Source organism: Pigmentiphaga sp. NML030171, assembly GCF_002188635.1.
Lineage (GTDB): Bacteria > Pseudomonadota > Gammaproteobacteria > Burkholderiales > Burkholderiaceae_B > Pigmentiphaga > Pigmentiphaga daeguensis.
On the sequence record NZ_NINX01000015.1, the window covers coordinates 95,804 to 118,943 of the forward strand.

21 protein-coding genes are annotated in these 23,140 nt (G+C 69.3%); 5 read left to right on the forward strand and 16 right to left on the reverse strand.

The window, feature by feature from the left end; genetic code table 11:
• The 3 genes from CDO46_RS02965 to CDO46_RS28260 are packed head-to-tail and all read right to left on the reverse strand — an operon-like array spanning window position 1 to window position 2,334.
• Entirely contained in the window at window positions 1-963 is a 963-nt protein-coding gene (locus CDO46_RS02965; protein WP_087837075.1) for a tripartite tricarboxylate transporter substrate binding protein, read from the reverse strand.
• Window positions 964-992: 29 nt separating this feature from the next.
• Window positions 993-1,661: a GntR family transcriptional regulator gene (locus CDO46_RS02970; RefSeq protein WP_176400648.1), complete on the reverse strand. Its 669-nt coding sequence runs from the start codon at window positions 1,659-1,661 to the stop codon at window positions 993-995.
• Between the two features lie 16 nt (window positions 1,662-1,677).
• Entirely contained in the window at window positions 1,678-2,334 is a 657-nt protein-coding gene (locus CDO46_RS28260; RefSeq protein ID WP_165963045.1) for a DUF4286 family protein, read from the reverse strand.
• Between the two features lie 115 nt (window positions 2,335-2,449).
• Between CDO46_RS28260 and CDO46_RS02980 the strand changes: the two genes are divergently transcribed.
• Genes CDO46_RS02980 through CDO46_RS02990 form a run of 3 tightly spaced genes read left to right on the forward strand, consistent with a single transcriptional unit; the run spans window position 2,450 to window position 5,444 of the window.
• Window positions 2,450-3,028, forward strand: a complete 579-nt coding sequence (locus CDO46_RS02980; protein ID WP_087837078.1) for an amino acid synthesis family protein — start codon at window positions 2,450-2,452, stop codon at window positions 3,026-3,028.
• A 10-nt stretch (window positions 3,029-3,038) separates the two neighbouring features.
• Window positions 3,039-4,235, forward strand: a complete 1,197-nt coding sequence (locus CDO46_RS02985) for an amidohydrolase family protein (RefSeq protein ID WP_087837079.1) — start codon at window positions 3,039-3,041, stop codon at window positions 4,233-4,235.
• A complete protein-coding gene (locus CDO46_RS02990) occupies window positions 4,236-5,444 on the forward strand; it encodes an NAD(P)/FAD-dependent oxidoreductase (RefSeq protein ID WP_087837080.1) in 1,209 nt (402 codons plus the stop codon). It begins immediately after the preceding gene.
• A gap of 24 nt (window positions 5,445-5,468) precedes the next feature.
• Here CDO46_RS02990 and CDO46_RS02995 read toward each other — a convergent pair whose 3' ends face one another.
• From CDO46_RS02995 to CDO46_RS03015, 5 genes are all read right to left on the reverse strand, one after another.
• Window positions 5,469-6,080: a membrane integrity-associated transporter subunit PqiC gene (locus tag CDO46_RS02995; RefSeq protein ID WP_087837081.1), complete on the reverse strand. Its 612-nt coding sequence runs from the start codon at window positions 6,078-6,080 to the stop codon at window positions 5,469-5,471.
• Window positions 6,077-7,717, reverse strand: coding sequence for an intermembrane transport protein PqiB (locus CDO46_RS03000; RefSeq protein ID WP_087837082.1), 1,641 nt, complete (start codon window positions 7,715-7,717; stop codon window positions 6,077-6,079). Before CDO46_RS03000 ends, CDO46_RS02995 begins: the two co-directional genes overlap by 4 nt.
• A complete protein-coding gene (locus tag CDO46_RS03005; protein WP_087837083.1) occupies window positions 7,701-8,330 on the reverse strand; it encodes a paraquat-inducible protein A in 630 nt (209 codons plus the stop codon). The genes CDO46_RS03000 and CDO46_RS03005 overlap by 17 nt, the downstream gene beginning before the upstream one ends.
• Window positions 8,327-8,986 (reverse strand): paraquat-inducible protein A, encoded by a 660-nt coding sequence (locus tag CDO46_RS03010; RefSeq protein WP_087837084.1) that lies wholly within the window; start codon window positions 8,984-8,986, stop codon window positions 8,327-8,329. The genes CDO46_RS03005 and CDO46_RS03010 overlap by 4 nt, the downstream gene beginning before the upstream one ends.
• Window positions 8,987-9,101: 115 nt before the next feature.
• Window positions 9,102-10,064 (reverse strand): LysR family transcriptional regulator, encoded by a 963-nt coding sequence (locus tag CDO46_RS03015; RefSeq protein WP_087837085.1) that lies wholly within the window; start codon window positions 10,062-10,064, stop codon window positions 9,102-9,104.
• A 124-nt stretch (window positions 10,065-10,188) separates the two neighbouring features.
• On the opposite strand from CDO46_RS03015, the gene CDO46_RS03020 reads away from it, so the two are divergent.
• On the forward strand, window positions 10,189-11,151 hold the full coding sequence (locus CDO46_RS03020; protein WP_165963044.1) for a tripartite tricarboxylate transporter substrate binding protein: 963 nt from the start codon (window positions 10,189-10,191) through the stop codon (window positions 11,149-11,151).
• Window positions 11,148-12,674 (forward strand): sulfatase-like hydrolase/transferase, encoded by a 1,527-nt coding sequence (locus CDO46_RS03025; RefSeq protein WP_087837087.1) that lies wholly within the window; start codon window positions 11,148-11,150, stop codon window positions 12,672-12,674. The genes CDO46_RS03020 and CDO46_RS03025 overlap by 4 nt, the downstream gene beginning before the upstream one ends.
• 16 nt (window positions 12,675-12,690) lie before the next feature.
• Here the strand turns inward: CDO46_RS03025 and CDO46_RS03030 are convergent, their stop codons facing one another.
• The 8 genes from CDO46_RS03030 to CDO46_RS03065 form a co-directional block, all read right to left on the reverse strand.
• Complete coding sequence (locus CDO46_RS03030) at window positions 12,691-13,512, reverse strand: DNA-binding transcriptional regulator (protein ID WP_087837088.1); 822 nt, start codon at window positions 13,510-13,512, stop codon at window positions 12,691-12,693.
• Window positions 13,509-13,928 carry a 5-carboxymethyl-2-hydroxymuconate Delta-isomerase gene (locus CDO46_RS03035; RefSeq protein WP_087837089.1) on the reverse strand — a complete coding sequence of 140 codons (420 nt, stop codon included), beginning with the start codon at window positions 13,926-13,928 and terminating at the stop codon, window positions 13,509-13,511. The genes CDO46_RS03030 and CDO46_RS03035 overlap by 4 nt, the downstream gene beginning before the upstream one ends.
• A 15-nt stretch (window positions 13,929-13,943) precedes the next feature.
• Complete coding sequence (locus tag CDO46_RS03040; RefSeq protein ID WP_087837090.1) at window positions 13,944-14,960, reverse strand: tripartite tricarboxylate transporter substrate binding protein; 1,017 nt, start codon at window positions 14,958-14,960, stop codon at window positions 13,944-13,946.
• A gap of 37 nt (window positions 14,961-14,997) precedes the next feature.
• Window positions 14,998-15,831, reverse strand: a complete 834-nt coding sequence (locus CDO46_RS03045; protein ID WP_087837091.1) for a hypothetical protein — start codon at window positions 15,829-15,831, stop codon at window positions 14,998-15,000.
• A gap of 22 nt (window positions 15,832-15,853) precedes the next feature.
• Complete coding sequence (locus CDO46_RS03050) at window positions 15,854-16,480, reverse strand: flavin reductase family protein (RefSeq protein ID WP_087837092.1); 627 nt, start codon at window positions 16,478-16,480, stop codon at window positions 15,854-15,856.
• 166 nt (window positions 16,481-16,646) lie between these two features.
• On the reverse strand, window positions 16,647-18,107 hold the full coding sequence (gene tldD, locus CDO46_RS03055) for a metalloprotease TldD (RefSeq protein ID WP_087837093.1): 1,461 nt from the start codon (window positions 18,105-18,107) through the stop codon (window positions 16,647-16,649).
• Window positions 18,108-18,156: 49 nt separating this feature from the next.
• The gene (locus CDO46_RS03060; RefSeq protein WP_087837094.1) at window positions 18,157-18,972 is read right to left on the reverse strand and encodes a carbon-nitrogen hydrolase family protein; all 816 of its coding nucleotides are present in this window, start codon (window positions 18,970-18,972) and stop codon (window positions 18,157-18,159) included.
• A 55-nt stretch (window positions 18,973-19,027) separates the two neighbouring features.
• Complete coding sequence (locus tag CDO46_RS03065; protein ID WP_176400649.1) at window positions 19,028-23,095, reverse strand: YhdP family protein; 4,068 nt, start codon at window positions 23,093-23,095, stop codon at window positions 19,028-19,030.
• Window positions 23,096-23,140 lie beyond the last annotated feature (45 nt).

Below are 23,140 nucleotides of genomic sequence, written 5' to 3' on the forward strand. Positions count from 1 at the left end.
TCAGTCCAGCGACGCGCCCGATTCCTTGACCGCCGTGGCCCACACCTTGTTGTCGTCGGCCAGCTTGCGGGCGAACTGCTCGGGCGTATTGCACAGTACCGATACTCCGATGGCCGCCAGCTTCGCGGCGAACCCCGCGTCCTTGCCCGCTTCCGCCAGCGAGCCGGCGATGCGGTCGATCACCTCGCGAGGCGTGCCCGCCGGCGCGGCGATGCCGTTCCAGGTTTCCGTGGAAAACCCGGGATAGCCCTGCTCGGCCACCGTCTTGACCGAAGGCAGGTCGGTCGACCGGCGCTCGCCGGATACCGCCACGACGCGCAGCTTGTCGCTCTTGACGTAGGGCAGGACCTCGGCGACGTTGGCGAAGTACATGGGCACCTGCCCGCCCACCACGTCGGCGATGGCCGGCGCGCCGCCGCGATACGGGGCGTGGATCATCGACAGGCTGGCGCGCTTGACGAACATGGCCATCGTCAAATGGCTGACCGAGCCGCTGCCCGCCGAGGCATAGGCGACCTGGCCCGGCCGCGCCTTGATGTAGTCCACCAGTTCCGGCAGGCTCTTGGCCGGGAAGCCGGGATGGACCGCCAGCGCGAACTCGTTGGTGGCCACGATGGACACCGGCGCGAAGTCCTTGATGGGATCGTACCGGACCTTCTGCAAGGCCGGAACGATGGCCATCTGCGGCAAGGTGGCCATGAACAGCGTGTAGCCGTCGGGCCGGGCGCGCGCGACGTAGTCCGCGGCGATCGCGCCGTTGGCCCCCGGGCGGTTGTCGACCACCACGGTCTGCTTGAGCTGCGTGGTCAGCCATTCGGCGGTGATCCGCGCGATGCTGTCGGTATTGCCGCCGGCGGCGAACGGCACGACCAGCGTGATCGCGCGCTCGGGCCATGCCGCATGCGCGGCCCCCGCCATGGTCAGCGAAAGAAGAACCCCTGCAAATCGCCACTTCATTTTCATGCCATTCCCCGACGTGCGTGGTTGAAAAATCAGGCTGCGTGATTCATTTCCCGATAGACGTCGCGTGCCTCGGTTTCGGCCGCCTTTACGTGCGCCACGGCCACGGCGCGCGCCTCGCGGGCATCGCCCTTCTCCAGCGCGCCATAGATGGCCTCGAGCTCGCGCACGCTGTGCTTGGCGCGGCCGGGGCTGGCCATGGTCCGGGCCCGCAGGAAGTTGATGCGTGTCAAGAGGCCGTGCAGTACCTCGCCCATGACCGCGTTCCCGCAGCATTGGATGATCACTTCATAGAAATCCGCCGTGGCCGAGATGCGCGTCTTCCAGTCCTGCTGGTCGACGGCGGCGGCAAAGATGTCGAGCGCCTCGCGCATGCGGCGCAGGTCGTCCTGCTTGACGCGCCCGGCCGCCAGCGCGGCGGCCTCGCCTTCGAGCAGCGCGCGCAGGTGATAGATGTTCTCGGCCTCTTCCCAGCTCAGTTCGGCCACCGACGGCCCCTTGTTGGGCACGATGGTGATGAGCTTTTCCGTCGCCAGCACCCGCAGCGCCTCGCGCACGGAAGTGCGGCTGACGCCCAGCAGGCTGCACAGCTTGGCCTCGACCAGCCGTTCGCCCGGCTTGAAGTAGCCGCTGGTGATGGCTTCGCGGACCAGGCGCACCGTTTCCTGTTGCACCGAGCGCGGAGAGATCTTCAGGTCCATGGGATCGTGTCTCCGGTTACAGCGGCGGCAGTTGCCGGGCCTGGTGGCGGTCGAACAGGTCGTATGTCCCCTTGAACCAGGGCTGAGCGGCGAGGCGCTCGCGCCAGGGCGTGGCGCGGGCCTTCGCGCGGGCCGGCGACTCCAGCGCGCCGACGTCGTCCAGGTAGTGCAGCGCCAGCCGGTTGTAGCGGCCCGGCTCGCCGTCCTTGACATGGAAGCGCCGCACCGTCCGCCACTGGGGGCATTCCAGCAGCAGCGGCACGTGATCCTGCTCGTACCAGGCGTCGAAATCGTCCAGGTGTTCCGTGGGCACGTTGAACCACACGGGATAGAGCACCGGGGCATTCAGGGCTTCGGGCGAGGCGTCGCCGGCGCTGCCGATTTCCTCGCACAGGTAGCGGGTGAATCCGGAGACGTTGCGCAGCATCCACGCCGTTTCCTCGGAAGGATGCTGCTTGATGGCCTGGTAGGCGACGGTGCGCAGCGCGGCCAGATCGTCCATTTCATAGACGGCCAGGTAGTTGCGCTCGGGCGCGGCGTACCGCTGGGCGCTGACGAAACCGCGCAGGCCCATGCGGATGGGGATGTGCTCGGTGTCGTACCAGTGGTTGAACCTGTCCTCCCACTCGGGGGCCGGTTTCATTTCCGAGAACAGAATGGCGCGTCCGCGCATGGCGTCCTCCTGACCTTCATTGACTTTATGATTGTATGACAATAACATCGTCGAACATTCGGTTCAACAAGAATTTGAAACCCTCGCCGAGGGTGGCTGACGTCAGGAGCGACACATGCAATTGAAAGTACGCAGGTGGCAGGCGATCGTGGAAGAGAAGCTCGAGGAAGCCGGCCGGCCGGCCGACGGATCGCTGCGCAAGGCGGCCATCGTGGCCTTCGTGGAAAACCCCTACGCCGGCCGATATGTGGAAGACCTGTCGCCCATGATCGAGGCCAGCCCCGAACTGGGCGCCCGCATGGCCGCCCGTCTGCGCGCGGCCTATGGCGACCATCCGATCCTGTCGTACGGCAAGGCCGGCGTCGTGGGGCTGGGCGGGGAACAGGAACATGCCAACGCGCTGCTGACGACGGCGTCGGCCGAACCCCTGCGCAAGGAGATCGGCGGCGGCAAGGCCTGGATCTCGTCGGTGACCAAGATCGGCGGACCGGGCACGGTGCTGGACGTGCCGCTGGCCTCCAAGGATGCGCTGTACGTGCGCTCGCTCTATAACGCCATGACGCTGTATTTCGCCGACGGCCCCCTGCCCGACGAAATCGCGCTGGTGTTCGCCGTCTCCAACCGCGAGCGGCTCAACGCGCGCGTGGGCGGCCTGCGGCTGCGGGACGTGCAGGGCAAGGACGGACTCGTTTGAGGAGCACACGATGAAACTCGCCATCGTCAACCTGGGCCGGATACTGACCGGCGAATGGCGCGAGCCCTATGCCTCGGGCGACGCCATCCTGATGCAGGACGGGCTGATCTCCAAGGTCGGCACGCTGAGTCCTGCGGAAGTCGAAAGCGCCGACGTGGTCATCGACGCGGCCGGCACCACCGCCATTCCGGGCCTAATCGACTCGCAGGTGCACAACACCTTCGGCGACTACACGCCGCGGCAGAAGACCGTGGGCTTCCTGGAAAGCTACGTGCACGGCGGCGTCACCACCGGCATCACGGCCTCGGAAGTGCACACGCCCGGCCGCCCCAAGGATCCGGCCGGCGTCAAGGCGCTGGCGGTGGCCGCCCAGCGCTGCTTCCAGGACTACCGTCCGGGAGGCATGCGGGTATATGCGGGCTCCATCATCATCGAACCCGGCCTGGTGGAACAGGACTTCGCCGACATCGCCGCGCAGGGCGTCTGGCTGGCCAAGGCCGGCTTCGGCGCGGTCAAGACCCCGTACGACTACGTGCAGGCCATAGGCTGGGCCCGCAAGCACGGCATGATCACCACCGTGCATACCGGCGGCTCGTCCATACCCGGTTCGTCGGGCATCTGGGCCGAGCACCTGATCGCCATGAACCCGCATGTCTCGTTCCACGTCAACGGCGGCCCCGTGGCCATGCCCGACGAGGGTTTTCCGAAGATGGTGTACGAGTCGGAGATCGCGCTGCAGGTCTGCACCGCGGGCAACCTGCGCACCACGCTCATGCTGGGCGACATGGTGCGCAAGGCCGACCAGTTCGACCGTTTCCTGATCGCCACCGACACGCCCACCGGCAGCGGCATCATGCCGCTCGGCATGATGTACACGATCACCCACCTTGCCAGCCTGACCGACATGCCGGTGGAATGGGCCATCGCGGCGGCAACCGGCAACAACGCCCGGGTCTACGGCATCAACAGCGGTTTCCTGAAGCCGGGCAAGGATGCCGACGTGGTCCTGCTGGACGCCTGCGTGGGCGGATCCAAGGACGATCCGCTCGATGCCCTGCGCAACGGCGACATCGCCGCGGTGTCGGCCGTCGTGACCGCCGGCGTTCCGCGCTTCGTCGGCAAGAGCCGCAACACCCCGGCCGGCAACCGCCCGGTCCGCGTGGCCCGCTGCGACATTCCCCAGGACTACTCCACCGGAGGCCATTGAATGAGCAAGCACATCGCCATCGTGGGCGCCGGGCCGGTCGGTGTCGTCGCGGCGCTGGCCGCCGTCCAGCAGGGCTTCCGGGTCTCGCTGTACGAAGCCGAGTCGCGCGTGGACGACAGCCCCCGCGCCGCCACCACCCATAGCTCGACCCTGGAGATGATCGCCCGCGTGGGGCTGATCGACCGCTTCGTCAAGGAAGGCCTGACGGCGCGCTACTTCCAGTTCTGGGACCAGGCCGCGCAGTCCATGGTGGCCCAGTTCGACCACGAGATCCTGAAGGACGACACGCCCTACCCCTTCGTCGTGCAGACCGAGCAGCACAAGCTCGGCAACATGGGCATCGAGAAACTGCGCACGTACGCGGACGCGGCGGTCCACTTCGAGCATCGCATCACGGCGGTCGCGCAGTCCGGGGACGGCGTGACCCTGACCGCCCAGGCCCCCGGCGGAGAGGTACGCATCGAGGCCGACTACGTGATCGCGGCCGACGGCGGCCGCAGCGCGCTGCGCAAGGCGCTGGACATCCCGTTCGAAGGCATGACCTGGCCCGAGCGCTTCATCGTCATCACGGTCAAGGACGACTTCGAGCGCCTGATGGGCTGCTGCTACCGCAACTACCTCGCCCACCCCGACGCCTGGACGAACCTGTTCAAGATCTCGGGGGACGACATGCAGGGGCGCTGGCGCGCGGTGTTTCCGTCCGGCGTGGACGAGACCGACGAAGAGGCCCTGAGCGACGCCGCGGTGGCCCGCCGCCTTGCCCACGTGTTCCCCAGGGCCGAGCCCTACGAGGTGCTGCACCGTAACATCTACCGCGTCCACCAGCGGGTGGCGGCGCGCTTCCGGCAGGGCCGGGTGTTCCTGGCGGGCGACGCCGCGCACGTCAACAACCCCATCGGCGGCCTGGGGCTGAACTGCGGCATCCACGACGCCATGGAACTGGTCGACATGCTGGCCGCCGTCGAACGGGGCGAGGAAGACGCGTCGGTCTTCGATCGCTACGAGCGCCGGCGCCGGCAGATGAACATCGAGTTCGTGCAGCAGCAGACGGTCAACAACAAGAAGCGCCTGGAGGAGAAGGATCCCGCCGTGCGCGCGCAGGCGCTGGACGACATCCGCAGGATCGCCGACGATCCGCAGCGGCACCGGCAGTTCCTGCTGCGCAGCTCGCTGATCGACAGCGTGCGCAAGGCCAGGACGATCGCCTGAGGCGCCCGGGCCGGTTCGCCGGCCCTATCCCGCCGCGCAGTACGGCGCCGGGCCGCCGCCCGGCACCGCGCGCACGCTGGCGGCGATGGCATCGGCCACCAGGGCGACCAGCCCCTGGTGGGCCGCCACCACGTCGGCGACCGACCCGCCGGCCGCGGCCTGCTCGAAGCGGCCCAGGCAGACCTGCCCCGCGCCGCCGGCCGACGGCTTGACCGACCAGGCCACGGTGGCCTCGACCGGTCCGCCCAGGCGCGCGTCCAGGCGCGAGAACTCGACGTTGATGCGATAGGCGGGCTTGCCCGCCACCCCGCCCTTGGCCACGTCCACCGCGTGCAGCCGGCCCTGGAGCGCCGAGGACAGGGCATCCTGCAATTCGTCGCCCAGCGTGGCGGACCACCGCTGCCCTTCCAGCATCTGTACCTTCGCGCCATCCTCGCGCAGCACGATCTGGCGACGGCGCAGGCGCTCGGGCAGCGCCACCGGGGCGAGGTCGATCACCATGGCCGGTCCGGCCGAGGGCGCGGCGGCCGCGTCCCGGGGCGGGGCCTGCAGCGTGTAGACGTCGGGCGCCACCGGCGCGGCGCAACCCGACAGTCCCGCGGCCAGCGCCGCCGTGGCCAGCACGAATGTCTTCATCGTTCTTCCTTGGGCTTTCCACGCAGCAGCGACTGCGGGTTCTCTTCCAGATAGTCGGTCAACTGGCGCAGCGAATTGGCCGTGCGCATCAGTTCCCGCAACGCGCGCCGCAGGTCCTGCTGCATGGGGGCATCCGCCGAGAACGTGCCTTCGGCCGCCTTGAGCGTCTTGCGCGCGTCCTCCATCGTCGCCACGATCTCCGGGGCGACCTGGCCGTCCAGCCGCTTCACCAGCTTGTCGGCGGACGCCATGGTCTCGCGCATGCCGGCCAGCGCCGCCGTCAGGTCACGGCCGATGGCGTCGAACGGCACCTTGCCGATCTTGTCCACGATGTCGGCCAGCTTGCCCTGCAATTCATCGAAGGCGCCCGGTATCGTCGGGAATTCGTCCAGGCCGTGGCTGCGGCCCATGTTGGCCGGCGGCGGCGCACCCTTGAAGAAATCGATGGCGACGTACATCTGACCGGTCAGCAGGTTGCCGTTGCGCAGTTGGGCGCGCATGCCGCGGCGCACCAGCGCGTCCGTCAGGCGGCGCTCCGCGTCGGCATCCAGCGCGCCCGGCTCGCCGGGCCGGCGCAAGCCCAGGCGCGAGGGATAGAAGTCCACCACCACCGGCAGCCGGAAGGAATTGGTGGACCGGTCGAACTCGATGCCAATGGAGCGGACGGCGCCTATCACCACCCCGCGGAAGTCGACCGGCGCACCGGGCGACAGGCCCCGGACCGATTGCTCGAAGTACATCACCACGCTGGTCGCCGGACCGTCGTCGACCTTGAGCGCGTCGTCCTGGTTGCCGGCAAGCTGGAACACGGCATCGTCCTGCGCCGGCTGCCCCGGCGGCAGGTGGGGCGAGTCGATGAACGAGACGCCGCCCAGCAGCACGGTGGAGATCGATTCGGTCTGCAGCTTCAGGCCGTCGGCGTCCAGCTTGAGGTTGACGCCGCTGGAATGCCAGAAGCGGGAACTGGTGGTGACGAAGCTGTCGTAGGGCGACCGGACGAATACCCGCACGGTCACGCCCTTGCCGTTCTGGTCCAGGTCATAGGCCACGACCTGGCCCACGTTGACGCGGCGGAAGTACACCGGCGAACCGATGTCGAGCGAGCCCAGGTCGCCGGCGTGCAGGACGAACTGCTTGCCCGGCGTGTCGGCCGTCACGATGGGCGGCACTTCCAGGCCCGTGAACGAGTCCTCGCGCTCCTGCGAACGTCCGGCGTCCACGCCTATGTAGGCGCCCGACAGCAGCGTGCCCAGGCCGCTGACGCCGCTGGCGGCGATGCGCGGCTTGACCACCCAGAAGCGGCTGTCCTCGACGGCGAAGTTGGCGGCATCGGAGGTCAGCTCGACCTCGACGATGACGTGCGACCGGTCTTCGGCCAGGCGGATGGATTTCACCTGGCCGATGTCCACGTCCTTGTAGCGGACCTTGGTCTTGCCCGCCTCGATGCCTTCGGCCGAGCGGAAGGTGATGTCGATGGTCGGCCCGCGGGCATACCAGCTGTTGACCGCGAACGAAAGGCCGGCGATGGCCGCGACGATGGGAATCAGCCAGACCAGCGACGGCAGCCACCGGTTGGGCCGGCGGCGCGCCGGCTCGCCCGGCGTGGCGTCGGCGGGAGTATCAGGCTTGGTTGTCATGGGCGTCTATGGGGTCCCAGATAAGGCGAGGATCGAAGCTCATCGAAGCGAGCATGGTCAGCACGACCACGGCACCGAACGCGATCGCGCCGGGCTCGGGCCGGACGGTGGCCAGCGCATCCAGGCGCACCAGCGAAGCCAGCAGCGCGACGACGAACACGTCCACCATGGACCAGCGCCCCACGGCCTCGACCATGCCGTACAGCCGGGTGCGTTCGACCGGCCGCCAGGTCGAACGCGCCTGGGCCGTGATGACGAGCATCAGCAATACGACGAGCTTGAAGATGGGGATGACGATGCTGGCGCAGAAAACCACGGCGGCGACGAAATAGGAGCCGTCCTGCCACAGGTAGACGACGCCGCTCAGGATGGTGTTGGTCTGCGAGCCCAGCAGCGTGCCGGTGGTCATGATGGGCAGGATATTGGCCGGCAGGTACAGCGCCATGGCGGCCAGCAGGAAGGCCCAGGTGCGGCGCAGGCTGTCGGGCTTGCGCAGGTGCAGCGCCGCGCCGCAGCGGTCGCACGCGGAGCCGCCGCGCCGGCGGGGATGGATGGCCGAGCACTGCGGGCACTCCATCACGCCCGCCTGTGCCGCGGTGCGCACCGGGCTCATGGCCGGTGCTCCGCGGGAGACGGATGGCCGGCCTCGATGGCCTCGGCATGCTCCCACAGGTCGGCCGGATCGAAGCTGACCACGATCGCCAGCAGCACCGTCAGCGCCCCGAACGCCCACAGCGCCACGCCGGGGATCACGATCGCCATCGCGGACAATTTCACCAGCGATGCCACGATGCCCAGCATGAAGACCTCGATCATGCCCCACGGCCGCCCCAGCCGGACAAGGCGCACCACCGGGCCGAAGCCGGCCGGGATCCGGCCCAGCCACAGCGGCACCAGCAGGTAGGCCAGCAGGCCCAGTTCGACCAGCGGCATCAGGATGGTCGTGACGAAGACCAGGGTCGAGACCGACAGCATGTCCTCCCGCGCCAGTACCCGGACCGCGCCCCAGACGGTGGTGCGCGTGCTCAGGCCCTGGATCTCCATCGTGACGATGGGGAAGGCGTTGCAGCAGACGAAGACGATGAGGCTGGCCAGCACCACCGGCAACAGGACTCCGTAGCGCCGTTCGTTGTTCCGGTAGAGCTCGGACCCGCAACGTGGGCAATAGGCCCGCTCGCCCGGGTCGAGCCGGATCCGGCGGAACACGGCATCGCAGTGTTCGCACAGCTTCAGCGACGTGTCGGCGCGAGGATCGGAATAGTTGGACATGAAGAGGGCTGTCCGCTTCCGCCGCGGGCGGATTGGGCAAGAAGACACTTACAGACAAGACTGTATGTATATGCCTGCGCCATGATATCGCAGATTGCCGCGGCCGCGCATCGCCTCACGGCGCCTGGGACAGGGCCCGGGCCTCTTCCTCCAGGCATTCGACCAGGGCCAGCATGGCGGGCGACGGTTCCAGGCTGTCATGGCGTATCACCCCGATGGGGCCGAACACCGGTGGCAACTCCACCGCCAGGATCGCCAGCGCATGCCGGCGCGCATGATAGGCGGCCACCGCGCGCGGCATCACCGACAAGGCCTGGCTGTTGTCCATCAGGACCATGTTGTTCAGCACCGAGGCCGATTCCACCCGCGAGGCCGGACGGACGTCCTCGCGCTGGAACAGCATGTCCAGCCCCGCGCGCACCGGGCTGCCGCGCGGCGGCAGGATCCACGGATAGGCCGCCAGGTCCTTACAGGACGGCCGTTTCCTGGATGCCAGCGGGTGGCTGGCCGACCCGCATACGCACATCGGCTCTTCACCCAGGATGCGCGTGGAGAGTCCGGCACCGGCCGTGCCCGCCCCCAGCCGCGCCACCACCAGGTCCAGCTTGCGGGTCTGGAGATCGGGCAGCAGCGCCTCGATCGAACCTTCTCGCACCAGCACGTTGACCCCCGCCGTCCGGCGCTCGAGCCGCAACAGCGTGCGCGGGACCAGGAAGGCGGCGGAGGACGAGTTGATGCCCACGCTCAGGGTCTCGACGCCCAGGCCGCCGGGCTCGGACCATTCCCGTCCCATGCGTTCGAGGTCGCCCAGCACCCAGCGCGCGTGCCGGATCATCGAGGCGCCGTGCACCGTCGGGAAGGTCCCTTTCGAGGTGCGCTCGAACAACCTGGCCCCGACCATGCCCTCGAGCTCGGCCAACATCCTGGAGACCGCCGGCTGGGTCGTGGCCATGCGGCGCGCGGCCTCGCCCACGTTGCGCACGTCGTCCATCACCACCATCAGGCGCAGGTGGCGCAGCCGGAGCCGGCCGCGCAGGTACCAGTCCGCGCGCAGCGCGGTCTCGGAAGCGTCGGGCATTACATACCAACTTTGATATGGCGATGGCCAAATATATCATTGGACCGCAATGATCGAGATCGGCCATCATCTGCCGCAGATGAAACGTCCGCCGCCAGGAACGGGCGTGTCGAAGGAGACAACCATGCTGAAATCCGCGACCGGCCTCGTGGCCGCCCTTGCCCTCGCGGCCGGTGCCCAGGCCGCCTATCCCGACCGCCCCGTCACGCTGGTCGTGCCCTCGGTGCCCGGCGGCGCCGCCGACATGGTGGGCAGGCTGGTGGCCGAGCAGCTCGGCAAGCAGTGGAACGTGCCGATCATCGTCGAGAACAAGCCCGGCGGCGCCACCATCATCGGCACCCAGGCGGTGATCAAGGCCGCGCCCGACGGCTATACCCTGCTGCTGGGCATCGACGCCTCGTTCGCCGCGGTGCCTTTCCTGATGGAGAAGATGCCCTACCAGCCGCAGAAGGACCTGGAACCGGTCGCCACGCTGTCCACCCTGCGCTATGTGCTGGTGGCCTCGCCCACGGCCCCGTTCAAGTCGGTCGAACAACTGCTGGCCCAGGCACGCGCCCGCCCCGACACGATCACCTATGCCAGCGGCGGCGAAGGTTCCACCCACCACCTGGGCATGGCGCTGTTCGAGCAGGAGGCCGGCGTGTCGTTCAAGCACGTGCCGTACAAGGCGGCGCCGCAGGGTTTCGTGGACGTGATGGGCGGGCACATCGACATGATGTTCCTGGCCGCCAGCACGGCCATCCAGCCGGTGCGGGGCGGCAAGGTGCAAGGGCTGGCCAACACGGCCGCCACGCCCATCCCCGATCTGCCTGATCTGCCCATGCTCAAGGACAAGGTGAAGGGCTTCACCTTCGACAGCTGGTTCGGCCTGTTCGCGCCGGCCGGCACGCCGGCGGCGGTGATCGACAAGCTGACCGCGTCCGTCCAGGCGGTGCTGCGCAATCCGCAGGTGCGCGACAAGCTGCAGGCCCAGGGCCTGGCGGCGGGCGAAGGCGGCCCGCGCGAGCTGCGCGAGCGCATCGCCGCGGACACTCGCCGCCTCGTCCCCGTCATCGCCAAGATCAAGAGCCAGCAAAGCAAGCCATGAAGCGCCCCAACATCCTGCTCATCACCACCGACCAGCACCGGGGCGACTGCCTGGGCTTTGCCGGACGGCGCGTGAAGACGCCGCACATCGACGAGCTGGCTCGCACCGGCACGCACTTCTCGTCGTGCATCACGCCCAACCTGGTATGCCAGCCATCACGGGCATCGATACTGACCGGCCTGCTGCCGCTGACCCACGGCGTCTGCGACAACGGCATCGACCTGGACGAGCGCACGGGCGAAGCCGGCTTCGCCGGCAGCCTGGCCGCGGCGGGATACGCCACCGGCTTCATCGGCAAGGCACATTTCTCCACGCACCACACATTCGCCCGCACCGGCCGGCCCGAGTGCCAGCACACCGAGGCCGAACTGGGGCCCGACTGGTCGGGTCCCTACATGGGCTTCGGCCACGTGGAACTGGTCGTCGAAGGCCACAACTACTGGCTGCCCACGCCGCTGCCCGGCGGCCTGCACCATTCTCGCTGGTACTACGGCGACGGGCTGGGGGACATGCGCAACCGCCTCTACCAGACCGACCTGGGACCACCCAGCGGCGCGCCGCAAACCTTCAACTCGGCCCTGCCCGTGGCCTGGCACAACTCGACCTGGATCGGCGACCGGACCATCGAATACCTGCGCGCGCATCGCGACGAGCCCTTCTGCCTGTGGGCCTCGTTCCCCGATCCGCACCATCCCTTCGACTGCCCCGAACCCTGGTCCCGGCTGCATCATCCGGACGACGTGGACCTGCCCCGCCACCGTTCCACCGACTACGATCGGCGCCCCTGGTGGCATCGCGCCGCCATGGAAAGCCGGCCGGTGGGCAGCGCCGAGGTCCAGGCATTGCGACAGAACTTCTCGCGCATCCCCACCCAGCCCGATGCCCAGCTGCGCAACATCATCGCCAACTACTACGGAATGATCTCGCTGGTGGACCACCAGGTAGGCCGCATCCTCAAGGCCTTGCACGAGTACGGACTGGACGGCGACACGCTGGTCGTCTTCACCTCGGACCACGGCGAATGGCTGGGCGACCACGGCCTGATGCTCAAGGGACCCATGGCCTACGAAGGCCTGCTGCGCGTGGCCATGGTGGCGCGCGGGCCGGGCGTGCAAGCCGGCGTGCAGGTGCGCGATCCGGTCTCGACCCTGGACCTCGCGGCCACGATGTTCGACTACGCGAACACCGCCGCGCTGGGGCCGCAGCACGGCCGGAGCTTGCGGCCGCTGCTGGAAGGCGCGGACGCCGGCCGGGACTATGCCCTGAGCGAATGGGACGTAGCGGCCTCGCGCTGCGGCGTGGAACTGAAGCTGCGCACGGTACGCACCCGGGACTGGAAACTCACGCACGAACAGGGCAGCGGCGCGGGCGAGATGTACAACCTGGCCGACGATCCGGACGAGATGGACAACCTGTTCGACGACCCTGGCTACGCGGGCCGGCGGCGGGAACTGCTGGACATGCTGCGCGAGCGGCCCGATGACCGGCGGCCCGAGCGGCTGCCGGCTTCGGGCGTGGCCTGAGACGGCGGCCCCAATCCTAGGGCTCCCGGGAAGACTCGGGCTTGAACCGGCCCAGCCCCCTGGAAACCTGATCGGCCGACTCGACCAGCCTGGCCAGATAGCGATCCACCGCCTCGACCGATGTCATCACCGACGAAAACCAGGTCAGACCCAGCGTGGCGGCGACGCCGCCATGGTGGAAAACCGGAACAGCCAGCGTGCAGGACTGCTGGCTGAGCTCGGGCACGCGCAGGGCGTACCCCTGCCGCCGGGTCTCCTCCAGCAGGCGCTCCAGCCCCTCGGGGTCATGCGCCAGCGCGTCTTCCTCGCGGCCCGTGCGGCGCACCACGTCCAGGATGAACTCGCGCTCCTGCGGATCGCAGAATGCAAGGTAGGCCAGGCCCAGCGCCCGCCCCACCAGGCTGCGCCGAAGGTTGATCGACGAATGCAGCAGCGACAGCGGCGACTGCGGAATGGTGCTGTAGCGCACCACCATCGCGTCGATGTCCAGCAGCGCCAGCGTGACCGGCCACTTGAATTCGCGCGTCAGCGCGTCGCACACGGGCGTAGCCACCTCGATCACCTGCGGCTGGTGGTTGTAGCCGCAGCACAGCGACGCCACGCCCGAGGCGAGGTAGTACGCGCCGAACCGCACCGATTGCGCCACCAGCCCCTTGGCTTCGAACGTGCGCAGCAGCCGTGCGATCGTGGACTTGGGTATGCCGGTGCGCCGGTGCAGATCGTCGATGCTCGATACCGACTGCCGGTTCAGGGCCTGCAACAGCTCGATCGCCCGCTCCACGCTGCGGATGCCGCCGCGGGCGCGTTCGTCCGGCGCGTCCGGATGCGGCCGGGTCATGCCGGCTGCGCCTCGGCGGCACCGGCCGCGGCGCGCGCCGCCATGTGCTGGCGATAGGTGCTGAGGCGGTAGCCAAGATCGGGCGAAGCCTCTTCCACATGCATGGAGATAGCAATGGGCAAACGGTCGGACAAGGGCTTGAATCGTGCGAGGATGGCAGCGAACAAGCGGTCGGTCGACGCCTTCTTTACCTGCGGATCCCGGCCAGGCAGCGTGCGCAGGACAAGATGCACGAAGACGTTGTCGGGGTGGGCGTCGGCGATGCGGTAGCGCCGGACCGGCACCGCGCGGGTACGCAGCCCGGCCAGCGGAAAGACACCGTCGGCCGCCACCTCGCGGTGTATGTCATCGAGCAGCGCGTCGACATCGACGTGCGACTCCAGGTTGTCGGAATACTCCATCCACAGATGCGGCATGTCTGTCCCCCTGGCTTACTGGATGCGCAACTGATGGCGCTGGATGAAACCTGCGATGTCCCGCGCCTCGCCACGATACTTCTTGCCGAAATCCGCAGCGCTCTGCACGTCCAGGATGATCCCCTCTTCGCCCAGCTTGCTCTGGACCGCGGGATCCCTGAGTGCGGCATTGATGGCCGTATTGAGGCGCTCGACCACCTCGGGCGGCGTGGAGGGCGGGGCGAACACGCCCAGCGCGCCGCTGGCATTGAAGCCCGGCGCGCCGCTGCGGGCGATCACCGGCAGCCTGGGAAAGGCGGGGCTGGGATCGGGCGAACCTATGGCCAGCGCCCGCACGGTACCGCTTTGCAGATGGCCGGCGGCCAGCGACGAGGAACCGAAGATGGCCTGCACCCGGCCGCCCAGCATGTCGGTCAGCATCTGGGCCGCGCCCTTGTACGGCACCGCGGTCATCTTCAGGCCAAAGGCCGCGTTCAGGTGCTCCAGCGCGAAATGGTTGGGCGAACCGATGCCGCTGGTGCCGAAGTTGTAGATGCCCGGCCGGCTCTTGACCAGCGCCACGAACTCCTCGAAGGTCTTGGCCGGAAAATCGGCGCCAACCAGCAACAGCGTGGTCGGCCGCCCCACCGAGGCCACCGGGAGCAGGCCGTTGACCGGATCGAAGCTGAGTCCCTGGTTGGTGGCCGCGGCGATCTGCAACGAGGTGTAGGCGGTGAAGAGGATGGTATGGCCGTCGGGTTTGGCCTTGGAGGCGAGGTTGGCGCCGACCAGGCCCGCCGCCCCACCCTTGTTCTCGGGCACGACGGCCTGGCCCAGCATGGGGGCCAACACGGCCGCCAACTGGCGCGCGACGGTATCGACGATGGCGCCGGGCGGATAACCGATCAGCATGGTCACGGGCTGGGTGGGATACGGCCCCTGGGCCTGCGACGGCGCGGCGGCCAGCAGCGCGAAAACGGCGCCCAGCAGGCGCGCGGCGGTACGGACGGCGCGTGGGCAAGCGCGCGCCGCCGAAAGCTCGGAACGGTACATGATGTCTCCAGGAATGAATCGTTATGGGTGGCGCGCCTCAGGCGCCGGCGGCCGGATCCTCGTAGTCGGCCGAGTTGCAGATCCAATGGTGCGCGATGAAATCGCGCCGTGGCGGTGAAAACACGTCGATCAGCAGGTGGTAGCCCGGTCCGACGCCCTCCGTGGTGTGGACCAGATTGACCGGGATCACCAGCAACGTGCGCGGATCGGCCTGCACATGCAGGTCGTCGCGCCAGCGCGTCGCGTCGTTGCCCCAGGGCGTGCGCAGGTGGTGCACGAACTCGCCCTCGATGGCCAGCGAGCCTTGCTCGAAGCGCGCGTGGCTGTGGGGGCTGAGCTGCGTGCGGTCGCGCGGACCGTCGTATTCGACCCAGTTGATGCTCAGGGTATCGGTCTGCAGCATCTTCAGGCGCTTCTTGTCGGGTGGCGCAATGATATCGTCGACGGGAATCACGACCAGCTCGCCGGCCTTGCGCACGCGGCGGAACGCCGGGGTCGAGGCGACGACGCGCGGATCGTGCTCCACGGCATTCAGGTAATCCTGCTCCGCCAGGTCCGGGCGCGAACTGGCGATCAGAATGCCCGGACCCGGCGCATCCAGCGTGACCGTGCAGCGCCCGGCCGGCACGATGCACAGCGAACGGCCGGGCGCATCGGCCCGTCCCCCTTCGTACTCGATGTGCGCGCCCGCGCCCGGCAGCAACAGCAGCAGTTCGTGCTCGCTGCGCGCCGCATGGGGCTGGGTGCTGTCTATCCATTCGACCGAGAAATTCTGGGCACGGCCGATGCGCCGGCCACCGGCCGTCAGCGGGTTGTCCAGGTCGATCAGGTCTGCGTCGCGCAGCACCGTGGAGTCGTTGTCGCTTGCCATGGCTGGATTCGTAGCGTGTCGTTCAGTTGAGCGGAGGGTTGGGGCGGGACAGCTCGACGAGTTCGCCGACGGAGGAATACTGCGAGCCGCCCAGACGGGTCAGCGGACGCGTGCGGGCGACGTCGAAATGGCCCTGTGCCGTCATGAACGCCTCGTCCAGGTGCACGCCGACGATGCGGCCGAATACCACCGAGCTGCGAGTCTCGCCGGGCCGCTCGGGCTCGATCTCGACGATGCGCAGCAGCGTGCATTCGAGATGGGCGGGCGAGGCGCCCACGCGCGGCGGGCGAACCTTGACGCTGGCGAGCTTCTCCAGCCCCGCCAGCGCGAACTCGTCGGTGCCGTGCGGCACGTTCAGCGAAGTCTGGTTCATCGCCTCGCGCAGGTCCCAGGTGACCAGGTTGGCGACGAATTCCCCGGTGGCGCGGACGTTGGCCAGCGTGTCCTTCTCCGGGCGGTCGCCCGCGGCGTTGCACGAGAAGATCAGCACCGGCGGCGCGGTGGAGACGAGATTGAAATGCGAGAACGGGGCGAGGTTGGCCACGCCCGTGGCGCTGAGGGAGCTGATCCAGCCTATCGGCCGCGGCGCGACGATGGCGTTGAACAGGCTGCGCTTGAAACCGGGTGCGGTCTCGGGATCGAGAAACATGGCGGCGGGATGGGGGTAGCGGGTGACGGGCGCAGCGGCGACGGTCCGCCGCGTGCGGTTCGCGAAAAATATACGAACCCGCGCGGCACGCTGTCCATCGACATTTCCCGACTTTTCTCCCAGTGGAAAGCTCGGCCGCCGCCGGGCCTTCCCCAGGCGCGGCCGCTCAGGCGGTGCCGCCCACCGTCAACCCTTCCATCCGCAGCGTGGGCTGCCCCACCCCCACCGGCACGCTCTGTCCATCCTTGCCGCAGGTACCCACGCCGGAATCGAGCTTCATGTCGTTGCCGATCATGCCGACCCGGGTCATGGCATCCGGGCCGTTGCCGATCAGCGTCGCGCCCTTGACCGGATAGGTGATCCGGCCGTCCTCGATCATGTAGGCCTCGGAGGTCGAGAAGACGAACTTGCCGTTGGTGATGTCCACCTGTCCGCCGCCGAAGTTGACGGCATACAGGCCGCGCTTGACCGAGCGCACGATTTCCTCGGGATCCTTGTCGCCGGCCAGCATGTAGGTGTTGGTCATGCGCGGCATGGGCAGGTGGGCGAACGATTCGCGCCGGCCGTTGCCGGTCACCGCCGTCTTCATCAGCCGCGCGTTCAGCGAGTCCTGCATGTAGCCGCGCAGAATGCCGTCCTCGATCAGCACGTTGCGCTGCGAGACGTTGCCTTCGTCGTCGATATTGAGCGAACCCCGGCGGCCGGGGATGGTGCCGTCGTCGACCACGGTCACGCCCTTGGACGCCACGCGCTCGCCGACGCGGCCGGAGAACACGCTCGACCCCTTGCGGTTGAAGTCGCCTTCCAGCCCGTGGCCCACGGCCTCGTGCAGCAGGATGCCCGGCCAGCCCGAGCCCAGCACCACGGTCATCTCGCCCGCCGGCGCCGGACGCGCCTCGAGGTTGACGAGCGCCTCGTGCACGGCATGGTCCACGTACTGCTGCAGCAGCTCGTCGCTGAAATAATCGAAGCCGGTACGCCCGCCGCCGCCGCCGTGGCCCACTTCGCGCCGCCCGTCCTGCTCGGCGATCACGGTCAGGGACAGCCGCACCAGCGGCCGCACGTCGGCGGCCAGGCGGCCGTCGCTGCCGGCCACCAGGACGACGTCGTATTCGGCCCCCAGGCCGGCCATCACCTGCACCACCCGCGGATCCTTGGCCCGCGCCATGCGCTCCACCCGCTCGAGCAGCGCGACCTTGTCGGGAGCCGGCAGCGAGACCAGCGGATCCTGCGGCAGGTAGAGCGAACGCCCCTCGGTGGGCCGATAGCCGCTGGCCACCTTGGCCCGGCCGGCGCCCTGGCGCGCGATGGTGCGCACCGCGCGGGCCGACGACAGCAAGGCATCCTGGGACAAGGAATCCGAATAGGCGAATGCGGTTTTCTCGCCGCTGAGCGCGCGCACGCCCACGCCCTGCTCGATGGAGAAGCTGCCGGTCTTGACGATGCCTTCCTCCAGGCTCCAGCCTTCGCTGCGGGTGTACTGGAAGTACAGGTCGGCATAGTCGACCTTGTGGGTGAAGATCTCGCCCAGCGCGCGGGAGAGATCCGCCTCGTCCAGGCCCCAGGGGTCGAGAAGCAGGGATTTGGCGATGGCCAGGGACTGGATGTTCGGTTCTACGAGTTGCATGGATGGGTGATAAGGAAATCGTTGCGAAACGCGGCGGGCGCCACGGGGTCTACAGTACACGATGGCGCAGCGCGGGCAGCGCGGCGCGCACCTCGGCGATGCGGGCGGGATCCAGCAGGCCGTCGACCACGCCGGGGCCCTCGGGCAGCACGGACTGCACCGTTCCCCAGGGATCGACCAGCATCGCGTGGCCCCAGGTCCGGCGCCCGTTGGGGTGCGTGCCGCCCTGCGCCGGCGCCAGGACGTAGCACTGGTTTTCTATCGCGCGGGCGCGCAGCAGGATTTCCCAATGCGCCTGGCCTGTGGTGTAGGTGAAGGCGGCCGGCACCAAAATCAAGTCCACCTGGCCCAGCGCCCGGTACAGCTCGGGAAACCGCAGGTCGTAGCAGGTGGACAGGCCCACCCGGCCCCAGGCCGCGTCGAAGCCCACCGGCGAGGCACCGGGGCGGATGCTCTGCGCCTCGTCGTAGGACTCGGCGCCGCGGCGGAAGTTGAACAGGTGGATCTTGTCGTAGCGCGCGAGCGTGCGGCCGTCGGGGCCGTAGACGAACGCGGTGTTGTAGACCCGGTCCGGATCCGGACACTCCAGCGGCAGGGTTCCCCCCGCCAGGTAGATGCCGTGCCGGCGCGCCTGGGCGGACAGGAACGCCTGGACCTGGCCGTGTCCCTCGCGTTCGCGGATGGCCACTTTCTCGCGGTCGCTGCGGCCCATGAAACAGAAATACTCGGGCAGGGCCACCAGGTTGGCGCCCCGGCCGGCGGCTTCGGCGATCAGGGCTTCGGCGTCGGCGAGGTTGCGCGCCACGTCGGGGGTCGAAACCATCTGGATGGCCGCCACGCGCACGGCGGGGTCGGAAGCTGTCATGGGCGGGGGTTCCTGGCTGTGTGTTGCACGGGCATGCGGCTATTGTCGCGCAGAATCACGGCGGTGGTGCCGCCGGCTCGGCCACGGGCGGTGCCGTTTCCTTGCCCGCCGCATCGACCTTGGTGCTGCCGACCTTGGCCACCTGGGGGTCGGTCCAGGTGCCGGTGACCTCGTACTGGTAGGCCAGGACCTTGGACAGCGGATCCTTCAGCAGCAACTGGGCCAGGAACACGCTCAGCCCCACCGCGGGGTTGACCGCCAGCCCGTACAGCAGCGAGGCGGCGCCGGCATCTAGCTTGGGCACCACCACCACCTGCAGGCGCTGGGTCTCGTGCGCCAGGTCGGCATCGCCGGCGATGACGACGGTGGCGTTCACGCCGTTCATCTTGAAATCGTCGGTATGGGCCACGCCGTTGGCGATGGCCGCGTGCGCCCGTATCGTGTCGTAGGCGAAGCCTTCGCTGAAGATATCGCGGAAATCCAGCGTCACCCGGCGCGGCAGCGATTGCAGCGACAGCACGCCCAGCAGCTTGGCGATGCCCGGCTCGGCCTTGAGGAACTGCCCCTTGTCCAGCGACAGCTCGACCTTGCCGGACAGGCTCGCCAGGTCCAGCGTGTAAGGCAGGCCCCGCCACGATACCTGCGCCGACATGCTCCCCGTCCCGCCCGCCATGGCGCCGTGCACGCCCATGCGCTCGAGGAACTTGCCGGTGTCGGCCAGCTTGAGCACCGCGTCGAGCGACATCGCGCGCCGGCCTCCGGGGCGGGCGCCGGTTTCCAGCTTCCAGACGCCCGAACCGTCCAGCTCGGCGTCCGGGTTTTTCACGTTCAACCGGCGCAGCCGCCATTCGCGGCCCCGGTCGGAACTCTGGGCCAGCACCTCCAGCCGTCCCAGCGCCTTGCCGAACAGTTCGAAGTGCTCGGCCACGAGATCGATTTCCGGCACGTCCTGGTCGTCGGCGGCGGGCTCGTCCAGCGCGCCGCCGCGATCCGCGTCCTCGGTCTCGCTGTCGACCACCAGCCGCGACAGCCGCGCGCTCAGGCGGTTGGGCCCTTCGCCGCCGTGGGTTTCGGCCCATGACAGGCGGCCGGCCAGCTGGGCCGACTCGACGTCGGCACGCCAGTTGGCGTTGCCGCCTGTCTCCTGCCGCACGGCGTACAGCGTGACCTTGTCGAGCTGGCGGCCATGCACGCGCAACACCGGGGTCGACAGGCTGATGCGGTTCAGGGGAATGTCCGCGCCCCCGCCCTGGCCAGCCCCCGCCGCCGGATCCCTGGGCGGCTCGAACTCCGCGGCCACCTTGCGCAGTGCGTCCACGTCGACCTCGGGCAGGGAAGCGCTCACGCTCAGCCCCGGGCCGCCGATCGTGGCCGCGCGGTTGATGCCGATGGCCCCCCGCACGGCGGCCACGGTGCCGGCGGACGCGTAGTCGCGTTCGACGTGCAGGTTGACGGCGGGCCCCAGGCTGCCGGCGAACCAGTCCATCCGGGGCTTGTCCGCCGTGGCGGCGTTTCCGCTCCATTCCAGCCGCGACGGGCGCGCCTCTTGCGCGGTCTTGCCCAGCGGCGCGGGCAGGTCGGCCGCCAACCCCACCAGGTCGGACTCCACCAGCACGGTGGGCGTCTTGCCGGGCGGGATCCGCACCGAGGCCTTGTAGGCCGTGCGGCCGGACAGCCGCGCCATGCCGGGGGCCTTCCACCAGAAGCCCAGCGCCGCGGCCGATGCGGAGCCCTCGGCCCGCAGCAGGTCCGTGCCGTCCGGCTGCGGGCCGCCGGACAGCTTCAGCGGGCCGTCCAGAGCCATGCCCGCCACGTTGCGCAGGGCGATGCCATGCTGGTCGAAGGCCACCGTCCCGGTCAGCCGCGAGAAAGGCGGCACGGCGGGCGCCAGGGAGAAATCGTTGCCCGACAGCCGGACCTCGCCCTTGACCTGCACCTCGGCATGGCCGGGATCCGCGTCATGGTGGTCGAGCGGAATGCGCAGGGACAGGGGCACCACGAAGTTGCCGCTGGCGGAGGCGTCGTCCAGCGCGCCGCCTATCATGTGTCCCACCGGCGAGCGCTTGACGAAGGCCAGGAACGCCGGCGCCGCCCCGCGCGTCTCGCCATCGATCTCCAGCAGCGGCCCATGCTCGAGGTTGGCGATGGCCGCGCGCGTGCGCCCCATGGCCACGGTCGTCGCGCGGTCCACCCGCACGCGGCCTGAGCGGACGTCCACGCCCATCGACACCCGGTCGAACACGAGATCCCCCGCGAGGTCTTCCAGCCGGGGCCAGAACTCGCCTCGCGCCAGGGGTTCGGGCAGGTAGTCCAGGGTCACGCCGCTGACCTTGCCTGCCACCCGGAACTCCCCGGACTTGTCCGCGCCGTAGGGAAAGGTGTCCAGGTCGCCGCGCAGGCGCACGGCCACGTTCTCGGCCTGTCCCGAGACCAGCGCATGCTGGAGCCAGGTCCGGACGTCCGCGCCGACCACGATGGGGATGTAGCGATGGACCTCGCGCACGTCGGCGCGCGCCAGCGTGCCCCGCAGGTCCAGGGTGCCGGCGGGCCCGCGGCCCTGGCTGCTCCAGTTGCCGCTGAAACTGCCCTCCACGCCGCGGCGGCTGAAATCCAGGCGCTCGACGTCGACCGTCCAGGCGCCGTCGGCCCCCTTGCGGGCCGCGGCCCGGACATCGAAGACATCCATGGGCAGGTCGGGCTCGGCGAACACGCCCGGAAAACGCAGCACGGCGTCGCGCGCGTGGACGTCGACGCGTCCGCCCTGCGCGTCCACCTCGATGCTGCCCCGCAGGTTGGAGAACCCCGGCCGTTGCGGATGGTGGCCATCGTTGACCGCCGGTTCCGGCGCCGCCGCGATCGACAGCCCCGAGAACGCCGCGCGCCCCGATACCCCGGTGGGCTGCGCGGGCGCCCCCTGCCAGCCCAACCGCAGTTCGTCGATCCGGCCCTCGGGCCGCAGCTCGGCCAGCTTCTCGCGCGCCGCCGCTGGCAGGGGCAGGCGGTCCGCCAGATGCAGGCCGGTCGCGAGATCGAATCCGTCCACCTCGAGCTGCGTGGCGGGCGGCGTGCCCTGGCGCCCCGGAGTCCAGGTGGCGGCCAGCCGCTGGGGATGCAGCGCCAGGCCATCGGCGGTCGCCGCGTCCAGCCCGGCCAGGTCCAGCTGGTAGCCGCCGCCGGCCACCGGGGACAGCTCGGCCCGGCCCGCCAGCCTGGCGATGTCCAGCGGCGGCAGGTCCGGCCCGAGCTGCACGCTCAGGTCGCGCAAGGCCAGGCGCGCGCTGCCGGAGCGGATTCGTCCACGGTCGTAGTCCATCCAGGCCCGCAGGTTGCCCGCGCCCTGCCGAGGCTCGCCCGGCAGGTCCAGCCAGGGCCGCCATCCCGCCAGGTCGACGCCGTCCAGCGCCGCGTACAGCGACCCCCGCCATTGCTGCGGATCGGAGGCGTCCAGCGTGAACCAGCCATGCGTGAAGTCCGCGCGCACGTCCAGCATGGACCCCAGCGCGGCGGGCGGCTCGGCCCTGAGCGCGGCACGGTGGTGGCGCCCGGTGTTGCGCATCACGAAGGCCACGTTGCCGATCTCCAGCGGCGGCGCCTCCCGCCGGGCATCGTTCCACCGCAGGCGGGCGCCGCGTACCACGACCTCGCGCTGGGACAGCAGCCAGTCCAGGCCTTCGCGCGATCCGCCCCGGGCCTGGGGATCGACTTCCCAGCCGGCGATCCAGTAGCGCCCCTGCCCATCGCGGCGCGCCTCGAGTTCGGGCGCGTCGAGCTGCAGGCGCAGCAGGCGCGGCTCCAGCACCAGCAGGCTGCGCCACGACAGGATGGCCGACACGCGAGGCAGGACCAGCCCGGACTGCCCGGAGGCATCCGACACCTGGACGGAGGACAGTTCGAAGCTAGGATGCAGGCCCAGCCATTCGGCATCGATCCGGCCTATGGTAACCGAGGCCCCGATCGCGCGGCCGACCATGCGCTCGATGCCCGGCCGGTAGTCGTCGATAGCGGGCAGCACGGCGTAGCGCACGACCACCAGGGCAACCGCGAACAGGAAATAGGCGGCCAGGATCACCCAGACCAGGGGCCGCACCACGAGGCGATAGAGATAGGCTAGGTCGATATGCACGAAGAAACGGCGGAACGCAGTCGTTCCGTCGAAGCGGCCGCTGTG